Raw genomic sequence first — 18,167 nt, 5'->3', positions numbered from 1 at the left:
CACCGCGGCTGGGCGCCCCCCGTCCCGTCAGGCCGGCTCCGCCTGGAGCGATGTCTTCGCCTCGTCGTACTCGGCGCGCGCCCGCTCGACCGCTTCGAGCTGCCGTTCCGTCCAGCGCGCCAGCGACCACACCTGCTCGGCGGCCTCCCTGCCCAGCTCCGTGAGCGTGTAGTCCACGCGTGGCGGGATGACGGGCTTGGCATCGCGGTGCACGAACCCGTCGCGTTCCAGGGTCTGCAGCGTCTGCGCCAGCATCTTCTCGCTGACACCGCCCACGGTCCGCCGCAGCTCGCTGAAGCGGTACGAACGCTCCAGCAGCGCGGCCAGGACGAGGACGCCCCAGCGGCTGGTGACGTGCTCCAGCACGATGCGGGAGGGACACATCTTGTCGTTCACATCGGGCGTCCAGCTTACGTTCATGCCAGTACCTTACGTCAAAGTGGGTACTTTCGCTTGGTTAGTACCCCTCCTAGGGTGAGCGAGCAGCCTGACGCACCCTACGAACGGAACCAACCATGAGCATCGTCGTCACCGGAGCCACGGGATCCCTCGGCCGACTCGTCATCGGCGAGCTGCTGACGAAGGTCCCGGCAGCAGAGGTCGCCGCCGTCGTCCGCTTCAAGGAGAAGGCCGCGGACCTCGCCGCGCGGGGCGTGGAACTGCGGATCGCCGACTACGACGAGCCCGCGACACTCGCCGAAGCCTTCCGGGCGGGCGACCGGGTCCTGCTGATCTCCGGCAGCGAGGTGGGCCGGCGCGTACCGCAGCACACCGCCGTGATCGAGGCGGCGAAGGCGGCGGGCGTCACGCAGCTCGCGTACACCGGGGTCCTCGGCGGGCCCGCCGCCGACTTCCTGCTCGCCGCCGAGCACAAGGTCACCGAGCAGCTGATCCTCGACTCGGGTCTGCCGTACACGTTCCTGCGCAACGGCTGGTACACCGAGAACTACACCGAGCAGCTCGCGCCTGTCCTCGCGCACGGCGCCGTCGTCGCGAGCGCCGGCGCGGGCCGGGTCGCCTCGGCCTCCCGCGCCGACTACGCCGCCGCGGCGGCCGCAGTGCTGACCGGCGAGGGGCATCTCGGGCAGGCGTACGAGCTGAGCGGGGACGTCGCGTGGTCCTTCGCCGAGTACGCGGCGGAGCTCTCCGCGCAGAGCGGGCGCACCATCGTCCACAACGACGTCCCGGCCGCCGCGCATCTGGAGATCCTGACCGGAGCCGGGGTGCCCGCGCCGTTCGCCGAGATCCTCGTCGACGTCGACGCGGCGGTGGGCCGAGGGCTGCTCGCCACGACGAGCGGCGACCTGTCGCGTCTCGCCGGGCGGCCGACGACGCCGCTGGCGGACTCGGTCAAGGCGGCGCTGGCTGCGGTCTGAGGCGATGGGGCCGCGTCGTGGGTGCCGCCGTCTTGGGCTGGGCGGCTGCCGCGTAGTCCTGCGCGGCCGCCCCCGTTGTCCTGCGTGGCCGCCGCGTCGTTCCGGGGCGCCGCGTCGTTCCGGGTGATCGGCGCTCCCTTCCCGGTGATCGCCGCGTCCCTCCGGGCGGCCGTGGGCGCCCCGAGTTTCGTCATGACCGTATGGCGATACGGGCATGACAGGCCCGGCCTCCGGCGCGTACCTTTCGACGAGGTGAAGCGCGCAGGGCGGGAGGGGCAGTGACGTCGGACGGTGAACAGCGGGCAGGACTGCTGTACGGGATCGGGGCCTACGGGATGTGGGGCCTGGTCCCCCTCTTCTGGCCCCTGCTGAAGCCCTCGGGTGCGGCGGAGATCCTCGCCCACCGCATGGTGTGGTCGCTGGCCGTCGTGGCCGTCGCCCTGCTGGTGGTGAGGCGTTGGGGATGGGTACGGGAGCTGATGCGCAGCCCCCGGAAGCTCGGGCTGATCACCGTCGCCGCGGCGGTCATCACCGTCAACTGGGGCGTCTACATCTGGGCCGTGAACTCCGGCCACGTCGTCGAGGCGTCTCTCGGCTACTTCATCAATCCGCTGGTCACCATCGCGATGGGCGTCCTGCTGCTGAAGGAACGACTGAGGCCCGCGCAGTGGGTGGCGGTCGGCACCGGGTTCGCGGCGGTGCTGGTGCTGGCGATCGGGTACGGACAGCCGCCGTGGATCTCGCTGACGCTGGCGTTCTCGTTCGCGACGTACGGGCTGGCGAAGAAGAAGGTCAACATCGGGGGGCTGGAGTCGCTTGCGGCCGAGACCGCGATCCAGTTCCTGCCGGCGCTCGGGTTTCTGTTGTGGCTCGGGGCGGACGGAGCGGCGACGTTCGGGGCGCACGGGGTGGGGCACGCGGCGCTCCTGGCCGCGACGGGTGTGGTGACGGCGGCGCCGCTGGTGTGCTTCGGCGCGGCGGCGATCCGGGTTCCGCTGTCGACGCTGGGGCTGCTCCAGTACCTGGCGCCGGTGTTCCAGTTCCTGCTGGGGATCCTGTACTTCCACGAGGCGATGCCGGCGGAGAGGTGGGCAGGGTTCGGGCTGGTGTGGCTGGCGCTGAGCTGCTTGACGTGGGATGCGTTGAGGACGGCGAGGAGGACGAGGGCGGAGGCGGCGAGGTTGTCGAGGGAGGCGGCGCTGAGGGTGGCGGTTGTGGCCCCGGCGACGGGGGTTGCTCCGACGGCGGCTCCGGCGGCCGGCCCGGCTTCGGTGAAGCCGACGTCCTGAGGTGCTTGAGCCTCAGGCCCTTGTGCGGCGACGGGTCCCTGGGGCAGGGGTCGGGTGCTTGAACCTCGGGTCCTTGTCCGGCGGCGGGTCCGGGGGCCCTCCGGGCTCGACTCCTCGGGGTCGGCGGCATACAGCTGCGATGCATTGCGTACCCGGGTGTTGCCGCCGATCCCCTGCGGGGACGACCCTGCACGCCCCCTCCCGAGCGGTCGAGCACGCGACCCGTTGGCGTGCGCCCGGAAGCGAACCCGAGCCCGTTCGGGGGCTGAGGTGCTTGAGCCTCAGGCCCTTGCCCCGCGTCGGGTCCAGGGGCCCTCCGGGCTCGACTCCTCGGGGTCGGCCGCCTACAGCTGCGATGCATCGAGCACCCAGGTCCTGCCGCCGATCCCCTGCGGGGACGACCCTGCACGCCCCCTCCCGAGCGGTCGAGCACGCGACCCCTTGATGTGCGCCCGGAAGCGAACCCGAGCCCGTTCGGGGGCTGGGGAGCTTGAGCCTCAGGCCCTTGCCCCGCGTCGGGTCCAGGGGCCCTCCGGGCTCGACTCCTCGGGGTCGGCGGCCTAGAGCTCCCTTGCATGGAGCACCCAGGTACTGCCGCCGATCCCCTGCGGGGACGACCCTGCACACCCCCTCCCGAGCGGTCGAGCACGCGACCCGTTGGCGTGCGCCCGGAAGCGAGCCTGAGCCTGTTCGGATGCAGGGCATGCGGCGCGAAGCTGCCGCAAGCGGGGCGTGGGGCCGCAGCCCCACAGGTGCCGTCCGCCTCCGCGGCGCGGAGCCGCCGGACGGGACGAGGTGCGAAGCTGCCGCGGAGCAAGGGGGCGTGGGGCGCAGCCCCACATGAACTCCAAGGGGTGGCGGCTCTCAGGAGACACCCAGGGCCTGCACCACCTCGGCCGTCACGGCCTTCCAGTGGGCCCGCTGCCGCTCGCGCTCCACCGCGTCGGCGAGATGCTCCTGGTGGAAGCGGAGGACGGCCTTTCCGGAGCCCGACGCGGAGACCGCGACCTGGAGTGTGGTGGTGCCGTACGTCAGCCGGACGCGGTCGCCCGGGCGGTAGCTGCGCAGCTCACCCGTGACGCCCTCGGCCGTCGCGTACTCCTCGCCCTTCTCGGTGGGCAGGTCAACGCCCTTCCCGAGCCAGAGGGCGACGCCCTCCGGGCTCACGATGAAGTCCCACACCGCGTCGACGGGCAGGGGAAGCGTCTTCGAGACGCCGATCTCCCATCCCGCGTCCTGCGTGAGGCCCGTCGTGTCGCCGGGCTGCCGGCGGCTCGGTTCGCTCGTCATCACTCGTCTCCCTCCGATTCGGTGTGGCGGGCGCGGTGCGCCCTGACCTTGCTGCGATTGCCGCAGTTCTCCATCGCGCACCAGCGACGGCGTCCCGGCCGGGACGTGTCGACGAAGAGCAGGGAGCAGTCGTGCGCGCCGCATTCGCGGATGCGATGTGCGTACGGCCCGGTGAACAGGTCCACCCCATCGCGCGCGACGGCGGACAGCAACTGGGTGCCGGTGGCCCCGGGGACCCAGCCGTGGCCCCCGCGCTGGGTGAACCGCGGGACGGGCGGGGCCTTCGCCGCCGCGGCGTTGACCACGGCGAGGTCCGCCGGGGACAGCTGCTCGCCGCGCGTCCGGCCGGCGGCCAGCCGCCACAGGGCGTCGCGGAGTGCCCGCGCTCCCGCGACCTCGTCAGGGGTCACGACCGGCTCCAGCCCGGCGGGCAGCCGGCTCTGCCGCGCCCAGCGCACCAGGTCGGCGGGCTCGTGCAGCACCTCCCACCGCGCGTAGCTTCCAGGCCCTCCGGTCGGCAGCAGCTCGAGGCAGAGCGCGCCGGGGTCGAAACGATAGGGACGCCCATCCGGCGTACGCAGGGTCAGTCCTCTTGCGACCTCGCTCATGTAACCATTATAAGTGGTTACATGACCGTGCACTGGAAACTTGTGGTGGACTGCTCCGACCCGCACGTGCAGGCCGACTTCTGGGCCGCGGCGCTGGAGTACCGGCGAGAGGACCACAGCGCGCTGATCGAGAGCCTGCGGCAAGCCGGACAACTGCCGGACGGCTCGACCACCCAGGCCCACGGCCGGGACGCCTGGCTCGATTACACCGCCGTCCGGCATCCGGACGACGAGTTCGAGAAGGACACCGACATCGGTCTCGGCCGCCGACTGCTGTTCCAGCGCGTGCCCGAGGGGAAGACGGTCAAGAACCGGCTCCATCTCGACCTGCACGTGGGTCCGGAGAAGCGCGAGGCTGAGGTCGCGCGGCTGGAGGGGCTCGGTGCGACCGTCCTCTACCGGCAGGACCAGCCGATCGGCGTGTGGACGACCATGGCGGACCCCGAAGGGAACGAATTCTGCGTGGAGTAGCACCGCGTTCCGCGGGGAGCGGCGGGCAGGCCTCCTCGGCTAGTCCGCATCCCGCCAGGTGAAGAACTCGAGCCCGTGGCCCTCCTCCTCCGCCGCCACGTACCGCCGGCGCACGCGCCGTGTCAGCAGGGCGAACACGCCGACGAGGAGGGCCATCGCGGCCACGGTCGCGAACAGCGTGGCGACCCCCACGGGCAGCAGAATCCTGATCGCGGCGCCCAGCAGCAGAAACGGATCCAGGTTCATACGGCGCACCCTTGCTCGGCGATGGTCACAGCGTGAACCCCTGCCACACCGTTGACGCCCGCCGTGCGCCAGTTGTGCCCGAAAGGCGCCGCGGCGTTGGCCGTTCCGTGACGGAGACGAAGTCCTATATACGAACGCGGCTGACCGATTTCCGCCCTTGACGGTAGGTCAAAGTCTCGCTGAACTCTCAGCACGCACACCGCGCCACCCGTACCGCAGCGTCACCACCGCATACCCACGCGCCCGCATCGCTCTTCTTCTGTTCAGCGCCACTGCTCCAACGCCCTGGAACGAGCCGTTCCGGGGCGTCTCGCACGTTCCGTCATGTCCCCGTACGGAATCCGGAGCCCCCACATGAAGTTCTCCGCCTTTCCCAGACGCACGGCCGCGGCCGCCGCGATAGCTCTGGCCGGTCTGCTCGCCTCCGCCGCTCCCGCGGCCACGGCGGCACCGGCCGCGCCGGCAGCCCCGACGTCCGCACTGGCCGCCCCCGACATACCGCTCGCCAACGTCAAGGCACACCTCACCCAGCTCCAGTCGATCGCCACCGCCAACGGCGGCAACCGCGCCCACGGCCGGGCCGGCTACAAGGCGTCCCTCGACCATGTGAAGGCGAAGCTGGACGCGGCCGGATTCACCACGGCCATCCAGCAGTTCACCTCCAGCGGCGCCACCGGGTACAACCTCATCGCCGACTGGCCCGGCGGCGACGCCAACCAGATCGTGATGGCCGGTGCGCACCTCGACTCCGTCTCCTCCGGCGCCGGCATCAACGACAACGGCTCGGGCTCCGCAGGTGTCCTGGAGACCGCGCTCGCCGTCTCCCGCGCCCAGCTGCAGCCCACGAAGCATCTGCGGTTCGCCTGGTGGGGCGCCGAGGAGCTGGGCCTGGTCGGGTCGAAGTACTACGTCAACAACCTTCCCGCCGCCGAGCGTTCGAAGATCTCCGGCTATCTCAACTTCGACATGATCGGCTCGCCCAACCCGGGCTACTTCGTCTACGACGACGACCCGGCGATCGAGAAGGTCCTCAAGGACTACTTCGCCGGCCTCGGCGTCGCGACCGAGATCGAGACCGAAGGCGACGGCCGCTCCGACCACGCCTCGTTCAAGAACGTGGGCATACCGGTCGGCGGTCTGTTCACCGGCGCCGGGCGCACGAAGACCGCGGCGCAGGTCCAGAAGTGGGGCGGCACCGCCGGCCAGGCCTTCGACCGCTGCTACCACTCCTCGTGCGACACGACGGCGAACATCAACGACACGGCGCTCGACCGCAACAGCGACGCGCTCGCCCATGCCGTCTGGACGCTCTCGACGGGAACGACCGTCCCGCCCGGCGAGGCGTACGAGAGCACCACCGACGTGGCGATCCCGGACAACGGCGCGGCCGTCACCTCCACGGTCACCGTCACCGGCCGCACCGGAAACGCCCCGGCCACCCTCTCGGTGGGCGTCGACATCCGGCACACCTGGCGCGGCGACCTGGTCGTGGACCTGGTGGCCCCCGACGGCAGCGCGTACCGGCTGAAGAACTCCAGCAGCAACGATTCGGCGGACAACGTCGTCGCCACCTACACCGTGAACGCGTCGAGCGAGCCGGCCAACGGCGCCTGGAAGCTGCGGGTGCAGGACGTCGCCGCGCAGGACACGGGCTACATCAACAGCTGGAAGCTGACCTTCTGACCGGCTGACCCGGCTGTCCCGAAGACCGCCACCCCCCACCGACTGCATGCGTGTGCATATACTGCGCACGCATGCAGTCACGTTCGCGGACAGCTGTCCGCGGTACGAGCGGTACGAGGGGGAGAACGCGATGACCCGGAAGTTCCTGTTCCTGCTGGGCAGCAGCCGCACCGACGGCAACACCGAGGCACTGGCCCGGCTCGCGGCCGAGCAGCTTCCCGCGGGCGCCGAGCAGCGCTGGCTCCATCTGGCCGACCTCGCGCTGCCGGACTTCGAGGACGCGCGGCACGAGGACGACGGCGCCTATCCCGCGCCCACCGGGCACGGCGCCACCCTGCTGGACGCCACCCTGGAGGCGACCGACCTGGTCATCGCCTCACCGCTGTACTGGTACACCGTCTCGACCTCCACCAAGCGCTATCTCGACCACTGGTCGGGCTGGATGCGGGTGCCGGGCGTGGACTTCCGGGCCCGGATGGCGGGGCGCACGCTGTGGGGCGTGACCGCGCTCGCCGACGCGGACCGCGCGGCGGCCGACCCGCTGGTGGGCACGCTCGACACCATCGCCGCCTATCTGAAGATGGAGCGGGGCGGCGTACTCCTCGGCAACGGCTCCCGGCCCGGTGACGTCCTGAACGACGAAGCGGCCGTGCGGGACGCCAAGCGGTTCTTCGCCACGGTGACGTGAGCGTCCTCGTCGCGCGTCCCGGCCTCGGCGGGGACGGCCGCAGCGCCTACGCCGTGATGTCCTTCGACGTGAAGCGCGCCCAGGCCGCCGACCCGAACACCGCCGCGTACAGCGCCTGGAGCCCCAGGTTCTTCTGTACGTCGTCCCAGTAGAGCGGCTCCCGCAGCAGGTCCGAGAACGACAGCCAGTAGTGCGGGAAGAGATACGGGTGGATCGCGTCCAGCTGCGGGATCGTGTCCAGGATCTGCACGGTGATCAGCAGGCCGACCGTGGTCGCCATGGCCGCGATGCCGCTGCCGGTGAGCGTCGAGACGAACAGGCCGAGCGCCGCGAGTCCGGCCAGCGATGCCGCGACGACGACCGCGATCAGGGCGGCCCGCAGCAGGCCGTCCCCGAACGAGATGGTGGTGCCGGAGATCGTCGTGACATCGCCGAGGGGGAAGAGCACAGCCCCGACCGCGAGCGCGGACGCGGCGACCACCAGGGTGGCCACCAGAGTGAACGTGAGGACGGTGGCGTACTTGGCGAGGAGCAGCCGCGTCCGGCCCGCCGGTGCGACCAGCAGATAGCGCAGGGTGCCCGCGTTGGCCTCACCGGCGATCGCGTCGCCCGCGACGACCCCGACCGCCATCGGGAGGAATACGGGCAGGGTCGCGGCGAGCGCGGCGAAGACCAGGAACAGGCCGTTGTTGGTGATCTGGGTGATGAAGGCGGGTCCCTCGCCGCCGCCTCCGCCGGAGGAGCCCCCGTCGCCGGTCTCGATCTTCACGGCGATTCCGATCAGGACCGGCACGGCGGCCAGCACGGCCAGCAGAGCGAGCGTCCGCCAGCGGCGCAGCGTGGTGACGAGCTCGGAGCGGAAGAGCCCGAGGGTCCACAGCGCCCGCGGTCCGGCGTCCGACCCGGCAGCCGCGCCGGCCCCGCCCGAACGGTCGGAGCCGTCGGCCCCGCCCGTCCCGATCACCTCAGCCTGCGACATCGAATCCCTCTCCGGTCAGCGCGACGAACGCGTCCTCCAGGGAAGCGCGCTCGACGCCGAACCCCCGTACCCGCACCCCGCCCCCGACCAGGGCGGCGTTCAGCTCGGCCAGGTCCACATCGGGCCCCGGCGGCTCGCCCGTCACCCGCTCGTCCTCGACGTTCACCCCGGCGACTCCCTGCTCCTTGAGGAGCCGGGCGGCGTCGCCCGGGTCGGGGGTGAGGACCACCAGACGGCCCCTGGCCCCGGCGGCGAGGTCGGCCACCGGGCCCTGGATGAGCAGCCGCCCCTGCGCCATGACGGCCGCATGGGTGCAGACCTGCTCGATCTCGTCGAGGAGGTGCGAGGAGAGGAAGACCGTGGTGCCGTCGGCGGCCAGCGCCCGGACCAGGGCGCGGATCTCCCGCATGCCCTGCGGGTCGAGGCCGTTGGTGGGCTCGTCGAGCACCAGCAGCTTGCGTGGCTGGAGCAGCGCGGCCGCGAGCCCGAGCCGCTGTTTCATGCCGAGGGAGTACGCCTTGGCCTTCTTGCCCCCGGCCGAGGTCAGCCCCACCCGGTCCAGGGCGGAGGCGACGCGGGCCGCGCGGGTGCGGGGATCGGCGTTCGGGTCGGCGGAGTCGTAGCGCACCAGGTTGTCCCGGCCGCTCAGGAACCCGTACAGCGCCGGTCCCTCGATCAGCGCGCCCACATGCGGCAGGACCGTCCGTACGGCACGCGGCATGGTGCCGCCGAGGACGGTCGCGCTGCCGGCGGTGGGCTCGATGAGGCCCATCAGCATCCGGATGGTGGTGGTCTTGCCCGACCCGTTGGGGCCGAGGAATCCGAAGACGCTGCCCGCGGGCACGGCAAGGTCGAGCCGGTCGACGGCGAGCTGGCCGCCGCGGTAGCGCTTGGTGAGTCCGTGCGTCTCGATCACAGCTGCCATACCGGCCCCCGTTCACTCGCTCAGGCTTCCGCCCCACCGTACGGAGCGTACGGCGGGGCGGGCGACAACCACGATCGGGCTGGATGCCCTCGTTACTTGCCTGCGTCGGCGGCCTTCACGAGGGCGTCCTTGGTGACCGCTCCGACGTACACGGTGCCGTCATCCGTCATCAGGGCGTTGACGAGGCGGGTCTTGAAGACCGTGCCCGAGCCGAACTTGCCCTTCACCGGGTCGCCCAGGGCATCCAGGAAGCCCTGTGCCTCCGGCGGGACGTCGCCCTCCTTCGGAGCGGCGGAGCCCTCGCCGGCGGGGCCCTCGATCTTCGCGATGGAGGTCCAGCCCTCACCGATGACGTTCAGGCCCTGGAACTCCTCGAGGCCCTTGACGTCCTTCTCGTGCTTCGGGGCTCCCTGGTCCTTGCCGAGCTCGTCGGCCTCGGTCACCTTCGCGCCCTTGGGCGGGCTGAAGTCGAAGGTGGACGCGGCCGGCTTGGAGAAGTCGACCTTGGTGAAGCCGACGTCGACGGCGGCCTTGCCCCCGCCGCTCGGCGTGAGCGTGAACTTCAGCGGGGTGCCCGTCTTCGCGTCCACCGCCACCTTGATCGAGCCGATGGTGGAGCCGCTCTGCTTGGGCTTGATCAGCAGCTGGTAGGCGTCGCGGCCGGCCACCTGGGCGGTGCCGTCGACGGTGATGGACGTGGTGTCGCCGGCCGCCTCGAGGGCCTCGTCCGCGAACTCCTTGGGCGTGGACGGCAGATCCCCGGGCGCCGCCTGGTCCTTGCCGTGCTGCTCGGCGCTGCCCTTCGCCGCGTCCTTGGAGTGGTACGCCTCGTTGGTCGCGCTGTCGTAGGCCCAGACCTCGTCGCCGTTGTGGATCAGGCTGTACTCGGCCGCGTCCTCGAGGATCGACACCTTCTGCCGGTCCGGACCGTCGGCCGCGACCCTCAGCGTGTGCGAGCCGGTGGCGAGCTCCATCAGCTTGCCGTCGGGGGCCGCGGACGAGCCCTGCTCGTCCCCGCGGTCGCCGCCCTTGGGCGCGAAGGAGTCGGCGAGACCGCCGATGGCCGGGATGCCCAGGTCCGTGTTGACCTTGACGGTGCCGGACAGCTGCTGCGTGTCCGATGCGGCGATCTTCTCGATGAGCTCCTGCGCGCTGATCTTCGGCAGATCGGGATCACCGGAAGCAGCGAGCGCCGGGACGAGCCCGATGGTCGCCGCCGCCACCCCGGCCACCGCGACCGGGACGATGTAGCGAGCGGCCTTGCGGCGGCCCACTGCGAGGTCCTTGGCCTCTTCGGTGGTCTGTGCGCTGTCGTTCGGTGCCATGGTGTGCCCTACCTCCGTGGTTGGTCAGGCCTGGTACTGCCAATCTGACCAAATCGGCCGCACTCAGGCGTCAGACCCCGGGAGCAACTTGTCGTACTGCTCTGGGATGACGCAGAGGCGCGACGCCTCCCCCGTCCAGTAGGGGAAGCGCCGCGCCCGTGGCGCAAGGGCTGTGCGGAGGTTCTTTCGGATACGGCCGGTCCGGCCGGTCCGGGTCCGGTTACTTCTGGACGAAGACGTAGTCCGCGCCGTACGGGACGCCGACGATCGCACCCTGGTCGCAACTGCCGGCCGGGGCGACGCCGCCCACCGTGTTCAGCCGGAAGATCTCCTGGGTGTGGGCGAACAGGCCCCGCTTGTTGCCGGACTGCGTGGCCTTGAGGTCCAGCTCGGGGATGTTCGCCTCGCCGTTCGGCGTCTTGCTGATCAGTGCACCGGTGACGGCGCTGCGGTCAGGAGCGATCCACTGCGGCGTACCGGAGTTGGGAGCGATGAAGGAGTGGGCGATGTTCCCGCCCAGCACGGCACGGACATCGCGCTGCTGGAAGGAGAGCGTGCCGTCGGCGGACTTCTTGCACTCGTAGATCTGCTTGCCCGTCACCACGGACGCCTGGACGTTGCCGAGGGCCCGGTCGAACGGGAAGGAACCGGTCACCTTGTGGAACTGGCCCCGGACGGCGCCGCCCGGGAACGCCGCGGTGTGCAGATTGGCGTAGAAGCCGTTCGGGCCGGTCCTGAACGCGTCGAGCACGGTCTTGTCCTTGACCTTGACGCTGCCGGTGACGGCTCCCGTCCAGCCGGCGGCCTCGGTCCGGCCCTTGCCGATCAGCTCGGTGAAATCGATCTTGATGCCTCCGTTCGTGCCCTTCGCACCCTGGTGGATGTGGAGAGCGGTCGGCTTGTCGGTGCCGCGGAACTTCACCGCGACCGACACCTTGTCCCCCTGGACCTTGACGAACTGGAGCGCCGCGCCGTCGCGGTCACCGACGGCGGGCCCTCCCTGCACCGGAACCTCGTTGGCACCGTTCAAGCTCGCCACGAAGAGCGCGGCGCTCCCGCCCGAACCGCCCGCGCCGCTCTGGACGGCCAGGTCCGAACTGCTGCCGCCCTGCCCGGCGGAACGGTGGGCGGAGCCGTCGCCGTCGGCCGCGAAGGCCGGCAGGACGGCGAGGGCGACGCCCGCGGCGGCGGCGACAGCAGTGGTACCGACAAGGATGGTCTTGGTGCGCTTCATCAGTAAGTCTCCCCGTACCGATGCCAACGCCCTGTGCGTCAGCTTCTGCACTGGAGTACGGAGCGGATCTCAGACTGGACCCAATCCAATTCTGTGATGCCGGTCACACCTGTACGGAGGCGGCGCGGACCCCGTCCGCACGGCGTACGGCGGATGTCCTGCCGGTCTGGAGAGGTACGAGTACTGCCCGCGGGCACGTCGAAGCGCCGCCCATCCGGACGTCGGTGCAGGTGGGGAGGGGTCTGGCGGGGTGCGTCAGCCCGCTCGGTGCACGACCAGGTCGCAGAGCTCCACGAGCGCCGCCTTCGCATCGCATTCCGGCAACGGCGCGAGCATCGCCCGCGCCTCCTCCGCGTAGCGCACGGTGTCGCGTCGCGCCTGCTCCAGTGCGGGGTGCACCCGCAGCCGGCGCAGCGCGTCGGCGTGCAGCTCGTCGTCCGAGAGGTCGCTCTCCAGCAGCGCGACCAGTTCCAGGTCCTCGGGGAGCCCCTGCGCCTCGGCCCGCGCGCGCAGATGCAGCACGGGAAGCGTCGGAATGCCCTCCCGCAGGTCCGTGCCCGGCGTCTTGCCGGACTCGTGCGAGTCGCTGGCGATGTCGAGGACGTCGTCGGCCAGCTGGAACGCCACGCCGAGCCGCTCGCCGTACTGCGTCAGGATGTCCACGACACCCTCGTCGGCACCCGACATCATCGCGCCGAACCGGCCCGAGACGGCGATCAGGGAGCCCGTCTTGCCGCCGATGACGTCGAGATAGTGCTCCACCGGGTCACGGCCGTCGCGCGGGCCCGCCGTCTCCAGGATCTGGCCGGTGACCAGTCGCTCGAAGGCCTCGGCCTGGATGCGTACGGCCTCCGGACCCAGGTCGGCCAGTATGTGGCTGGCCCGGGCGAAGAGGAAGTCGCCGGTCAGGACGGCAACCGAGTTGCCCCAGCGGGCGTTCGCGCTGTCCACACCGCGCCGTACGTCCGCCTCGTCCATCACGTCGTCGTGGTAGAGCGTCGCGAGATGCGTGAGCTCCACGACCACGGCGGAGGGCACCACACCGGGCGCGTGGGGGTCGCCGAACTGGGCCGCCAGCATCACCAGAAGTGGCCGGAACCGCTTACCTCCGGCCCGTACGAGATGCTGCGCGGCCTCCGTGATGAAGGGCACCTCGCTCTTGGTGGCATCGAGCAGACCCGCCTCCACGGCCGACAGTCCGGTCTGGACATCGGCCTCAAGAGCCTGGTCCCGCACGCTCAGCCCGAACGGCCCGACGACGCTCACGAGGGGGTCTCCTGTCTGCTGACGATCACACGGATTGTCGATGTGTCGCTCGATTCACTCAAGTCAGCGTATCCGGTCGCCTTTCGATCACCATGGGCGGCTTCCCGCTGCCGCCGGTATGTTCGTGATCAGCACGTACGCCCAGGGGTGAGCCCTTTCGCCGGGTTCGGCGACCGGTTCCGACGTGACCGGCGCACCCCGTGCACCGAGGTCTCCGCCATGGACCAGCACCAGCATGCCCCGTATGAAACCAGCCACGAGGACGTCCGGATTCCGCTGACCGACGGAACTCGGCTGTATGCACGGATGTGGCGGCCGTACACCGATGCGCCTGTCCCCGTCCTGCTCGAGTATTCGCCGGAAAGGCTGACCGATACGACCGCCGCGCGTGACGCGCAGCGTCACCCTTGGTACGCCGCTCACGGTTACGCGTCCGTCCGTGTGGAGGTGCGCGGACACGGCAACAGCGAGGGTCTGCCCGGCCCCGAGGGCGATCCCGGCGCGGTGGCGGACGGCGCCGAGGTGGTCGAGTGGCTGGCCGCGCAGTCGTGGTCCACGGGCCGGGTCGGCATGTTCGGGATCGGCGCCGGAGGCACCCTGGCCCTGCGCGTCGCGGCCCTCGGCCCGGAACCGCTGAAAGCGGTCGTCACGGTGTGCGCCACCGACGATCCGGACGACAACGGCGCGTACCACCCGGGCGGTTCGGTGCTCGCCGAGGGCCTGCTCAGCCGGTCCGCCGCCCTGCTGTCCGCCCTCTGCCGTCCGCCCGACCCGCTCTTCGCCGGCGAGGAGTGGCGCGGCATGTGGATGAAGCGCCTGGAGGCCGTCGAGCCGCCCGCCCATGCCTGGCTCGCGCCCCGGCCCCGCGAGATGGACCGGCCGCAGGAGGACACTCGCGGGACCCTGGTTGACATCACCGCGGCCGTCCTGGCCGTGGGCGGGCTGTACGACCCCTACCGCGACGCCGTCCTGCGGCTGGTGACGCAGCTGCCGCCCGATCGCGTCCGCGGGCTGATCGGCCCCTGGCCGCACCGCTATCCGGACCACGCCGACCACCCGGGGCCCGCGATCGGCTTTCTCGGCGAGACCCTGGCGTGGTGGGACCGCCATATGAAGGACGACGAGGGCGGCGAGGCGCCGGCCGCAGAGCCGCTGCTCCGCGCCTGGATCAGCACGCCGCACCTCCCCCACCCCTCGGGTCACTGGGTCGCCGAACCGGGCCTGCCGTCACCGCACATCCGCACGGTCGCGTACGCGCTCGGCGGCGCACCCCTCGTCGTCGACTCGCCCCAGCACACCGGGCTGGACGCGGGCCGGCCCGTCCCCACCGGGAACGACGCCGATCCGCCGCCCGACCAGCGCGCGGAGGACGCGCACTCCGCCTGCTTCGACTTTCCCGTCACGGACGAGCCGGTCGAGATCCTGGGCCGGGCCCGGGTCGCTCTGCGGCTGCGCCCGGACGGTCCGCACGGCCAGGTGGTCGCCCGGCTGTGCGACATCGCGCCCGACGGCTCGTCCGCACTCGTCGCCCGGGGCGGCGTCGACCTCACCGCCCACCGCGGCGGCGGCCGGCAGGACGCGTGGTCGCCGGGCCGGGCGGAGGACGTGACGTTCGAACTCGGCACGGCCGGCCACGCCTTCCCGCCGGGGCACCGCGTCCGGCTCGCCGTCTCCTCCGCGTACTGGCCGTGGCTCTGGCCCGCGGGCGACTCCGCGGGCTTCACGCTCGACCCCGAGGGCTCCTTCCTCGAACTCCCGGTACGCGAAACGCTCCCCACGACGGGTGACCGGATCACGTTCGGGGAGCCCGACCCGTATGAGCCGCTCGGCGTCAGCTCCCCCGCCACACTCGACGTGGAACGCCCGGAGCGCCTGGTGGTGCGGGACGTCGCCCGGGGCGAGTGGCGCGTGGAGACCGACCCCCGGCCGGGCGGCCGGCGCATCCACCCGGACGGCCTCGAACTCACCGAGGAGGCGCGGGAGACGTGCACGATTGTGGAGCACGACCCGCACTCCGCCCGTGTCAGCGCCGAGTGGACGGCCCGGCTCCACCGGCCCGACAGGGCCTGGGACGTGACGGTCGAGAGCCGCTGCGACATCAGCTGCGACGCGGCCGGCTTCCTCGTCGAGGACGAGGTGGTGTGCCGCGACGGGGAGGAGATCGTCTTCCACCGGACCTGGGAGAAGCGTCTGCCGCGAGAGGCCGGCCGAACGCCCTGCCGGGGCGGGTCCGCGTCCACGTAACGTGTCACCCACACCCGTGGAAAGCGAGGCAGGCACCGATGTCCGAGCAGAGCCCGCTCGATCTGGCCGAGGGCGATCCCTTCGGCCCGCACAACCTCCCGTACGGCGTCTTCAGCACGGCCGACGACCCCGGTCGCCGTCGGGTCGGCGTACGCATCGGGGACCATGTGCTCGATGCCGGTGCGGCGGCCCACACCCTCGGCTCGCCCTACGCCGCCCTGCTGGCCCGGCCGAGCCTCAACCCCCTGCTCGCGGCGGGCCGTACCGCCTGGCGCGACGTGCGGCGCGCGATCACCGCCTGGGTGACCGTGCCGGGGCACCGGGCGGACATGGAGCCGCTGCTGCATCCCCTGGACGCGGTCACGCTGCACCTTCCCTACGAGGTCGCCGACTACGTCGACTTCTACGCGAGCGAGCACCACGCCACCAACGTCGGCCGGATCTTCCGGCCGGACGGGGACGCGCTCACCCCCAACTGGAAGCACCTCCCGATCGGTTACCACGGCCGCTCGGGCACCGTCGTGGTCTCCGGCACCGATGTCGTACGCCCCTCGGGGCAGCGCAAGGCGCCGGCCGACGCCGCTCCCGTGTTCGGGCCGTCCGTGAAGCTCGACATCGAGGCGGAGGTCGGCTTCGTCGTCGGCACCCCCTCCCGGATGGGTACGCCGGTGGCCCTCGGCGACTTCGGCGACCACGTCTTCGGTCTGTCGCTGCTCAACGACTGGTCGGCCAGGGACATCCAGGCCTGGGAGTACGTGCCGCTCGGCCCGTTCCTCGGCAAGTCCTTCGCCACCTCCGTCTCCGCCTGGGTGACGCCGCTGGAGGCCCTGGACGCCGCCCGGACCGATCCGCCGGCCCGCGACCGCGAACTGCTGCCCTACCTCGACGACTCCGCCGAGGACGAGAAGGGCGGCTTCGACCTGCGTATCAGCGTGGCGGTCAACGGACATGTGATCGCCGAGCCGCCGTTCGCCACGATGTACTGGACGGCCGCCCAGCAGCTGGCGCACATGACGGTCAACGGCGCCTCCCTGCGCACCGGTGACCTCTACGGCTCCGGCACGGTCAGCGGGCCGGAGGTCGGCCAGCGCGGTTCGCTGCTGGAGCTGACCTGGAACGGCCGGGACGCGCTCGAACTCCCCGAGGGCAAGCGGACCTTCCTGGAGGACGGCGATGTGGTGACGATGACCGCCTGGGCTCCGGGCCCGGACGGCGTACGTGTGGGGCTCGGCGAGGTCTCCGGCCGGATCGTCCCCTCGGCCTGACCGTCGGGGCACCGGCCGGCCGGCGGGGCAGGACCTGACCGGTACCGCGGGGCACCGGCGGTACCGGCAGGGCGGGGGCACCACGTCCCCGCCCCGTCGCGTGCCGTCCGGTGGCAGATCTTCCCCGAGGCCGGACAGAACCGCAGGTCACCGCGGTGCGCCCGGTTGCGGGCATGGCGCAACACTCTGGCAACACCACCGTCGACACTCCGTCGGTATCGTCCACCGCATGCCAGCCGAACGCATCCGTGACCACGCCGTGCCGGTCGCCGCCGCCCGACGGCGGCTGCTGCGCGCGGACCGGGCACGGCAGCTCGCCGACCTGTTGCGGCACCAGGTGCGCACGGGCGGCTTCCCCGGCGGCGCCCTGCCGCTGGAGGGGGCGATCGGCGAGGAGTACCGCGTATCGCGCAACACCGTCCGGCAGGCACTCGACCTGCTGCGCACGGAAGGACTGATCGAACGGCAGCCGGGCGTCGGCACCGTCGTGGTGTCCGAGAAGTACTCGCACGGCCTGGACCGGTTGCAGGGTCTCGCCGAGACCCTGCACGAACACGGCGACGTCACCAACGAAGTCCGTACGGTCGGCCCCGTCACCGCGCCCGCACCCGTGGCGCGGCGGCTCGGACTCGGTGAACACAGCGACGTCCTCTGCATCGAGCGGCTGCGCCGGCTGAACGGCCTGCCCCTCTCGCTCGACCTCACCTATGTCCCGATGGACCTCGGGACCGGGCTGCTCGGCTGCGACCTGGAGCACACCGATGTGTTCCGGCTCCTCGAAACCCTCGCCGGACAGCCGCTCGGCACCGCCGAGATCACCCTGGAGGCCGTCAACGCCGACGCGCACTCCGCCGCCGTCCTCGAAGCGCCACGCGGCTCCGCCGTGCTGATGCTGGAGCGGCTCACCCATCTCGCCGACGGCCGGCCCGTGGACCTGGAGTTCATCCGCTTCCGCGGCGACCGCATCGCCATGAGCGGGCTGCTCCACCGCGCCCTCTGACCCGCACTCCCACCCTTCGCACCCGTTTCCTGGAGACAGCCATGCCTCTGGCACCCCAGCGCGCCGACGTGCCCGTGACCATCGACGAGTCCAAGTGCATCGACGGCTGCACGCTGTGCGTCGACATGTGCCCGCTCGACTCCCTCGCCATCAACCCGGACAGCGGCAAGGCCTTCATGCACGTGGACGAGTGCTGGTACTGCGGCCCGTGCGCGGCGCGCTGCCCCACGGACGCGGTCACGGTCAACATGCCCTATCTGCTCCGGTGAGCCGACACG

18 protein-coding genes are annotated in these 18,167 nt (G+C 71.6%); 9 read left to right on the top strand and 9 right to left on the bottom strand.

Annotated elements, in window-relative coordinates; translation table 11 throughout:
• Positions 1-27 precede the first annotated feature (27 nt).
• On the bottom strand, positions 28-420 hold the full coding sequence (locus ACQPWZ_RS21315; RefSeq protein WP_340474717.1) for a winged helix-turn-helix transcriptional regulator: 393 nt from the start codon (positions 418-420) through the stop codon (positions 28-30).
• Positions 421-515: 95 nt separating this feature from the next.
• On the opposite strand from ACQPWZ_RS21315, the gene ACQPWZ_RS21310 reads away from it, so the two are divergent.
• Together ACQPWZ_RS21310 and rarD are read left to right on the top strand one after the other, a co-directional pair.
• Positions 516-1,376, top strand: coding sequence for an SDR family oxidoreductase (locus tag ACQPWZ_RS21310; protein ID WP_433572154.1), 861 nt, complete (start codon positions 516-518; stop codon positions 1,374-1,376).
• A gap of 335 nt (positions 1,377-1,711) precedes the next feature.
• The gene (gene rarD / locus ACQPWZ_RS21305; protein ID WP_433573847.1) at positions 1,712-2,665 is read left to right on the top strand and encodes an EamA family transporter RarD; all 954 of its coding nucleotides are present in this window, start codon (positions 1,712-1,714) and stop codon (positions 2,663-2,665) included.
• Between the two features lie 864 nt (positions 2,666-3,529).
• Here the strand turns inward: rarD and ACQPWZ_RS21300 are convergent.
• On the bottom strand, positions 3,530-3,955 hold the full coding sequence (locus ACQPWZ_RS21300) for an SRPBCC domain-containing protein (protein WP_383232385.1): 426 nt from the start codon (positions 3,953-3,955) through the stop codon (positions 3,530-3,532).
• On the bottom strand, positions 3,955-4,563 hold the full coding sequence (locus ACQPWZ_RS21295) for a CGNR zinc finger domain-containing protein (protein WP_433572153.1): 609 nt from the start codon (positions 4,561-4,563) through the stop codon (positions 3,955-3,957). The genes ACQPWZ_RS21300 and ACQPWZ_RS21295 overlap by 1 nt, the downstream gene beginning before the upstream one ends.
• Positions 4,564-4,584: 21 nt before the next feature.
• On the opposite strand from ACQPWZ_RS21295, the gene ACQPWZ_RS21290 reads away from it, so the two are divergent.
• On the top strand, positions 4,585-5,034 hold the full coding sequence (locus ACQPWZ_RS21290; RefSeq protein ID WP_383232379.1) for a VOC family protein: 450 nt from the start codon (positions 4,585-4,587) through the stop codon (positions 5,032-5,034).
• 39 nt (positions 5,035-5,073) lie between these two features.
• Here ACQPWZ_RS21290 and ACQPWZ_RS21285 read toward each other — a convergent pair whose 3' ends face one another.
• A complete protein-coding gene (locus ACQPWZ_RS21285; protein WP_340474711.1) occupies positions 5,074-5,280 on the bottom strand; it encodes a hypothetical protein in 207 nt (68 codons plus the stop codon).
• 354 nt (positions 5,281-5,634) lie between these two features.
• On the opposite strand from ACQPWZ_RS21285, the gene ACQPWZ_RS21280 reads away from it, so the two are divergent.
• Both ACQPWZ_RS21280 and ACQPWZ_RS21275 read left to right on the top strand, forming a co-directional pair.
• On the top strand, positions 5,635-6,963 hold the full coding sequence (locus tag ACQPWZ_RS21280) for a M28 family metallopeptidase (RefSeq protein WP_340474710.1): 1,329 nt from the start codon (positions 5,635-5,637) through the stop codon (positions 6,961-6,963).
• A 130-nt stretch (positions 6,964-7,093) separates the two neighbouring features.
• The gene (locus ACQPWZ_RS21275) at positions 7,094-7,651 is read left to right on the top strand and encodes a flavodoxin family protein (protein WP_433572152.1); all 558 of its coding nucleotides are present in this window, start codon (positions 7,094-7,096) and stop codon (positions 7,649-7,651) included.
• 46 nt (positions 7,652-7,697) lie between these two features.
• Here the strand turns inward: ACQPWZ_RS21275 and ACQPWZ_RS21270 are convergent, their stop codons facing one another.
• The 5 genes from ACQPWZ_RS21270 to ACQPWZ_RS21250 form a co-directional block, all read right to left on the bottom strand.
• Positions 7,698-8,630, bottom strand: a complete 933-nt coding sequence (locus tag ACQPWZ_RS21270) for an ABC transporter permease (RefSeq protein WP_433572151.1) — start codon at positions 8,628-8,630, stop codon at positions 7,698-7,700.
• Positions 8,617-9,555, bottom strand: coding sequence for an ABC transporter ATP-binding protein (locus ACQPWZ_RS21265; RefSeq protein WP_433572150.1), 939 nt, complete (start codon positions 9,553-9,555; stop codon positions 8,617-8,619). The genes ACQPWZ_RS21270 and ACQPWZ_RS21265 overlap by 14 nt, the downstream gene beginning before the upstream one ends.
• Before the next feature lie 92 nt (positions 9,556-9,647).
• A complete protein-coding gene (locus tag ACQPWZ_RS21260) occupies positions 9,648-10,880 on the bottom strand; it encodes a LolA family protein (protein ID WP_340474704.1) in 1,233 nt (410 codons plus the stop codon).
• Positions 10,881-11,100: 220 nt separating this feature from the next.
• Positions 11,101-12,114 carry a CHRD domain-containing protein gene (locus ACQPWZ_RS21255; RefSeq protein ID WP_433572149.1) on the bottom strand — a complete coding sequence of 338 codons (1,014 nt, stop codon included), beginning with the start codon at positions 12,112-12,114 and terminating at the stop codon, positions 11,101-11,103.
• 255 nt (positions 12,115-12,369) lie between these two features.
• Positions 12,370-13,380 (bottom strand): polyprenyl synthetase family protein, encoded by a 1,011-nt coding sequence (locus ACQPWZ_RS21250; RefSeq protein WP_313944746.1) that lies wholly within the window; start codon positions 13,378-13,380, stop codon positions 12,370-12,372.
• A 219-nt stretch (positions 13,381-13,599) separates the two neighbouring features.
• Between ACQPWZ_RS21250 and ACQPWZ_RS21245 the strand changes: the two genes are divergently transcribed.
• The 4 genes from ACQPWZ_RS21245 (at position 13,600) to ACQPWZ_RS21230 (ending at position 18,158) form a co-directional block, all read left to right on the top strand.
• A complete protein-coding gene (locus ACQPWZ_RS21245; protein WP_433572148.1) occupies positions 13,600-15,624 on the top strand; it encodes a CocE/NonD family hydrolase in 2,025 nt (674 codons plus the stop codon).
• Between the two features lie 38 nt (positions 15,625-15,662).
• Positions 15,663-16,889: a fumarylacetoacetase gene (fahA, locus tag ACQPWZ_RS21240; protein WP_340474699.1), complete on the top strand. Its 1,227-nt coding sequence runs from the start codon at positions 15,663-15,665 to the stop codon at positions 16,887-16,889.
• Positions 16,890-17,118: 229 nt separating this feature from the next.
• Entirely contained in the window at positions 17,119-17,889 is a 771-nt protein-coding gene (locus ACQPWZ_RS21235) for a GntR family transcriptional regulator (RefSeq protein ID WP_340474698.1), read from the top strand.
• Between the two features lie 41 nt (positions 17,890-17,930).
• A complete protein-coding gene (locus ACQPWZ_RS21230; protein WP_266533934.1) occupies positions 17,931-18,158 on the top strand; it encodes a 4Fe-4S dicluster domain-containing protein in 228 nt (75 codons plus the stop codon).
• Positions 18,159-18,167 lie beyond the last annotated feature (9 nt).

The organism is Streptomyces sp. CA-251247 (assembly GCF_050952975.1).
Lineage (GTDB): Bacteria > Actinomycetota > Actinomycetes > Streptomycetales > Streptomycetaceae > Streptomyces > Streptomyces achmelvichensis.
This window is presented reverse-complemented; position numbering and strand designations above follow the sequence as displayed.

Excerpts from the sequence above, each read along its gene's own strand:
- ACQPWZ_RS21315 (WP_340474717.1), bottom strand. The coding sequence starts at position 420 with ATGAACGTAAGCTGGACGCCCGATGTGAACGACAAGATGTGTCCCTCC.
- ACQPWZ_RS21310 (WP_433572154.1), top strand. The coding sequence starts at position 516 with ATGAGCATCGTCGTCACCGGAGCCACGGGATCCCTCGGCCGACTCGTC.
- rarD (WP_433573847.1), top strand. The coding sequence starts at position 1,712 with ATGTGGGGCCTGGTCCCCCTCTTCTGGCCCCTGCTGAAGCCCTCGGGT.
- ACQPWZ_RS21300 (WP_383232385.1), bottom strand. The coding sequence starts at position 3,955 with ATGACGAGCGAACCGAGCCGCCGGCAGCCCGGCGACACGACGGGCCTC.
- ACQPWZ_RS21295 (WP_433572153.1), bottom strand. The coding sequence starts at position 4,563 with ATGAGCGAGGTCGCAAGAGGACTGACCCTGCGTACGCCGGATGGGCGT.
- ACQPWZ_RS21290 (WP_383232379.1), top strand. The coding sequence starts at position 4,585 with ATGACCGTGCACTGGAAACTTGTGGTGGACTGCTCCGACCCGCACGTG.
- ACQPWZ_RS21285 (WP_340474711.1), bottom strand. The coding sequence starts at position 5,280 with ATGAACCTGGATCCGTTTCTGCTGCTGGGCGCCGCGATCAGGATTCTG.
- ACQPWZ_RS21280 (WP_340474710.1), top strand. The coding sequence starts at position 5,635 with ATGAAGTTCTCCGCCTTTCCCAGACGCACGGCCGCGGCCGCCGCGATA.
- ACQPWZ_RS21275 (WP_433572152.1), top strand. The coding sequence starts at position 7,094 with ATGACCCGGAAGTTCCTGTTCCTGCTGGGCAGCAGCCGCACCGACGGC.
- ACQPWZ_RS21270 (WP_433572151.1), bottom strand. The coding sequence starts at position 8,630 with ATGTCGCAGGCTGAGGTGATCGGGACGGGCGGGGCCGACGGCTCCGAC.
- ACQPWZ_RS21265 (WP_433572150.1), bottom strand. The coding sequence starts at position 9,555 with ATGGCAGCTGTGATCGAGACGCACGGACTCACCAAGCGCTACCGCGGC.
- ACQPWZ_RS21260 (WP_340474704.1), bottom strand. The coding sequence starts at position 10,880 with ATGGCACCGAACGACAGCGCACAGACCACCGAAGAGGCCAAGGACCTC.
- ACQPWZ_RS21255 (WP_433572149.1), bottom strand. The coding sequence starts at position 12,114 with ATGAAGCGCACCAAGACCATCCTTGTCGGTACCACTGCTGTCGCCGCC.
- ACQPWZ_RS21245 (WP_433572148.1), top strand. The coding sequence starts at position 13,600 with ATGGACCAGCACCAGCATGCCCCGTATGAAACCAGCCACGAGGACGTC.
- fahA (WP_340474699.1), top strand. The coding sequence starts at position 15,663 with ATGTCCGAGCAGAGCCCGCTCGATCTGGCCGAGGGCGATCCCTTCGGC.
- ACQPWZ_RS21235 (WP_340474698.1), top strand. The coding sequence starts at position 17,119 with ATGCCAGCCGAACGCATCCGTGACCACGCCGTGCCGGTCGCCGCCGCC.
- ACQPWZ_RS21230 (WP_266533934.1), top strand. The coding sequence starts at position 17,931 with ATGCCTCTGGCACCCCAGCGCGCCGACGTGCCCGTGACCATCGACGAG.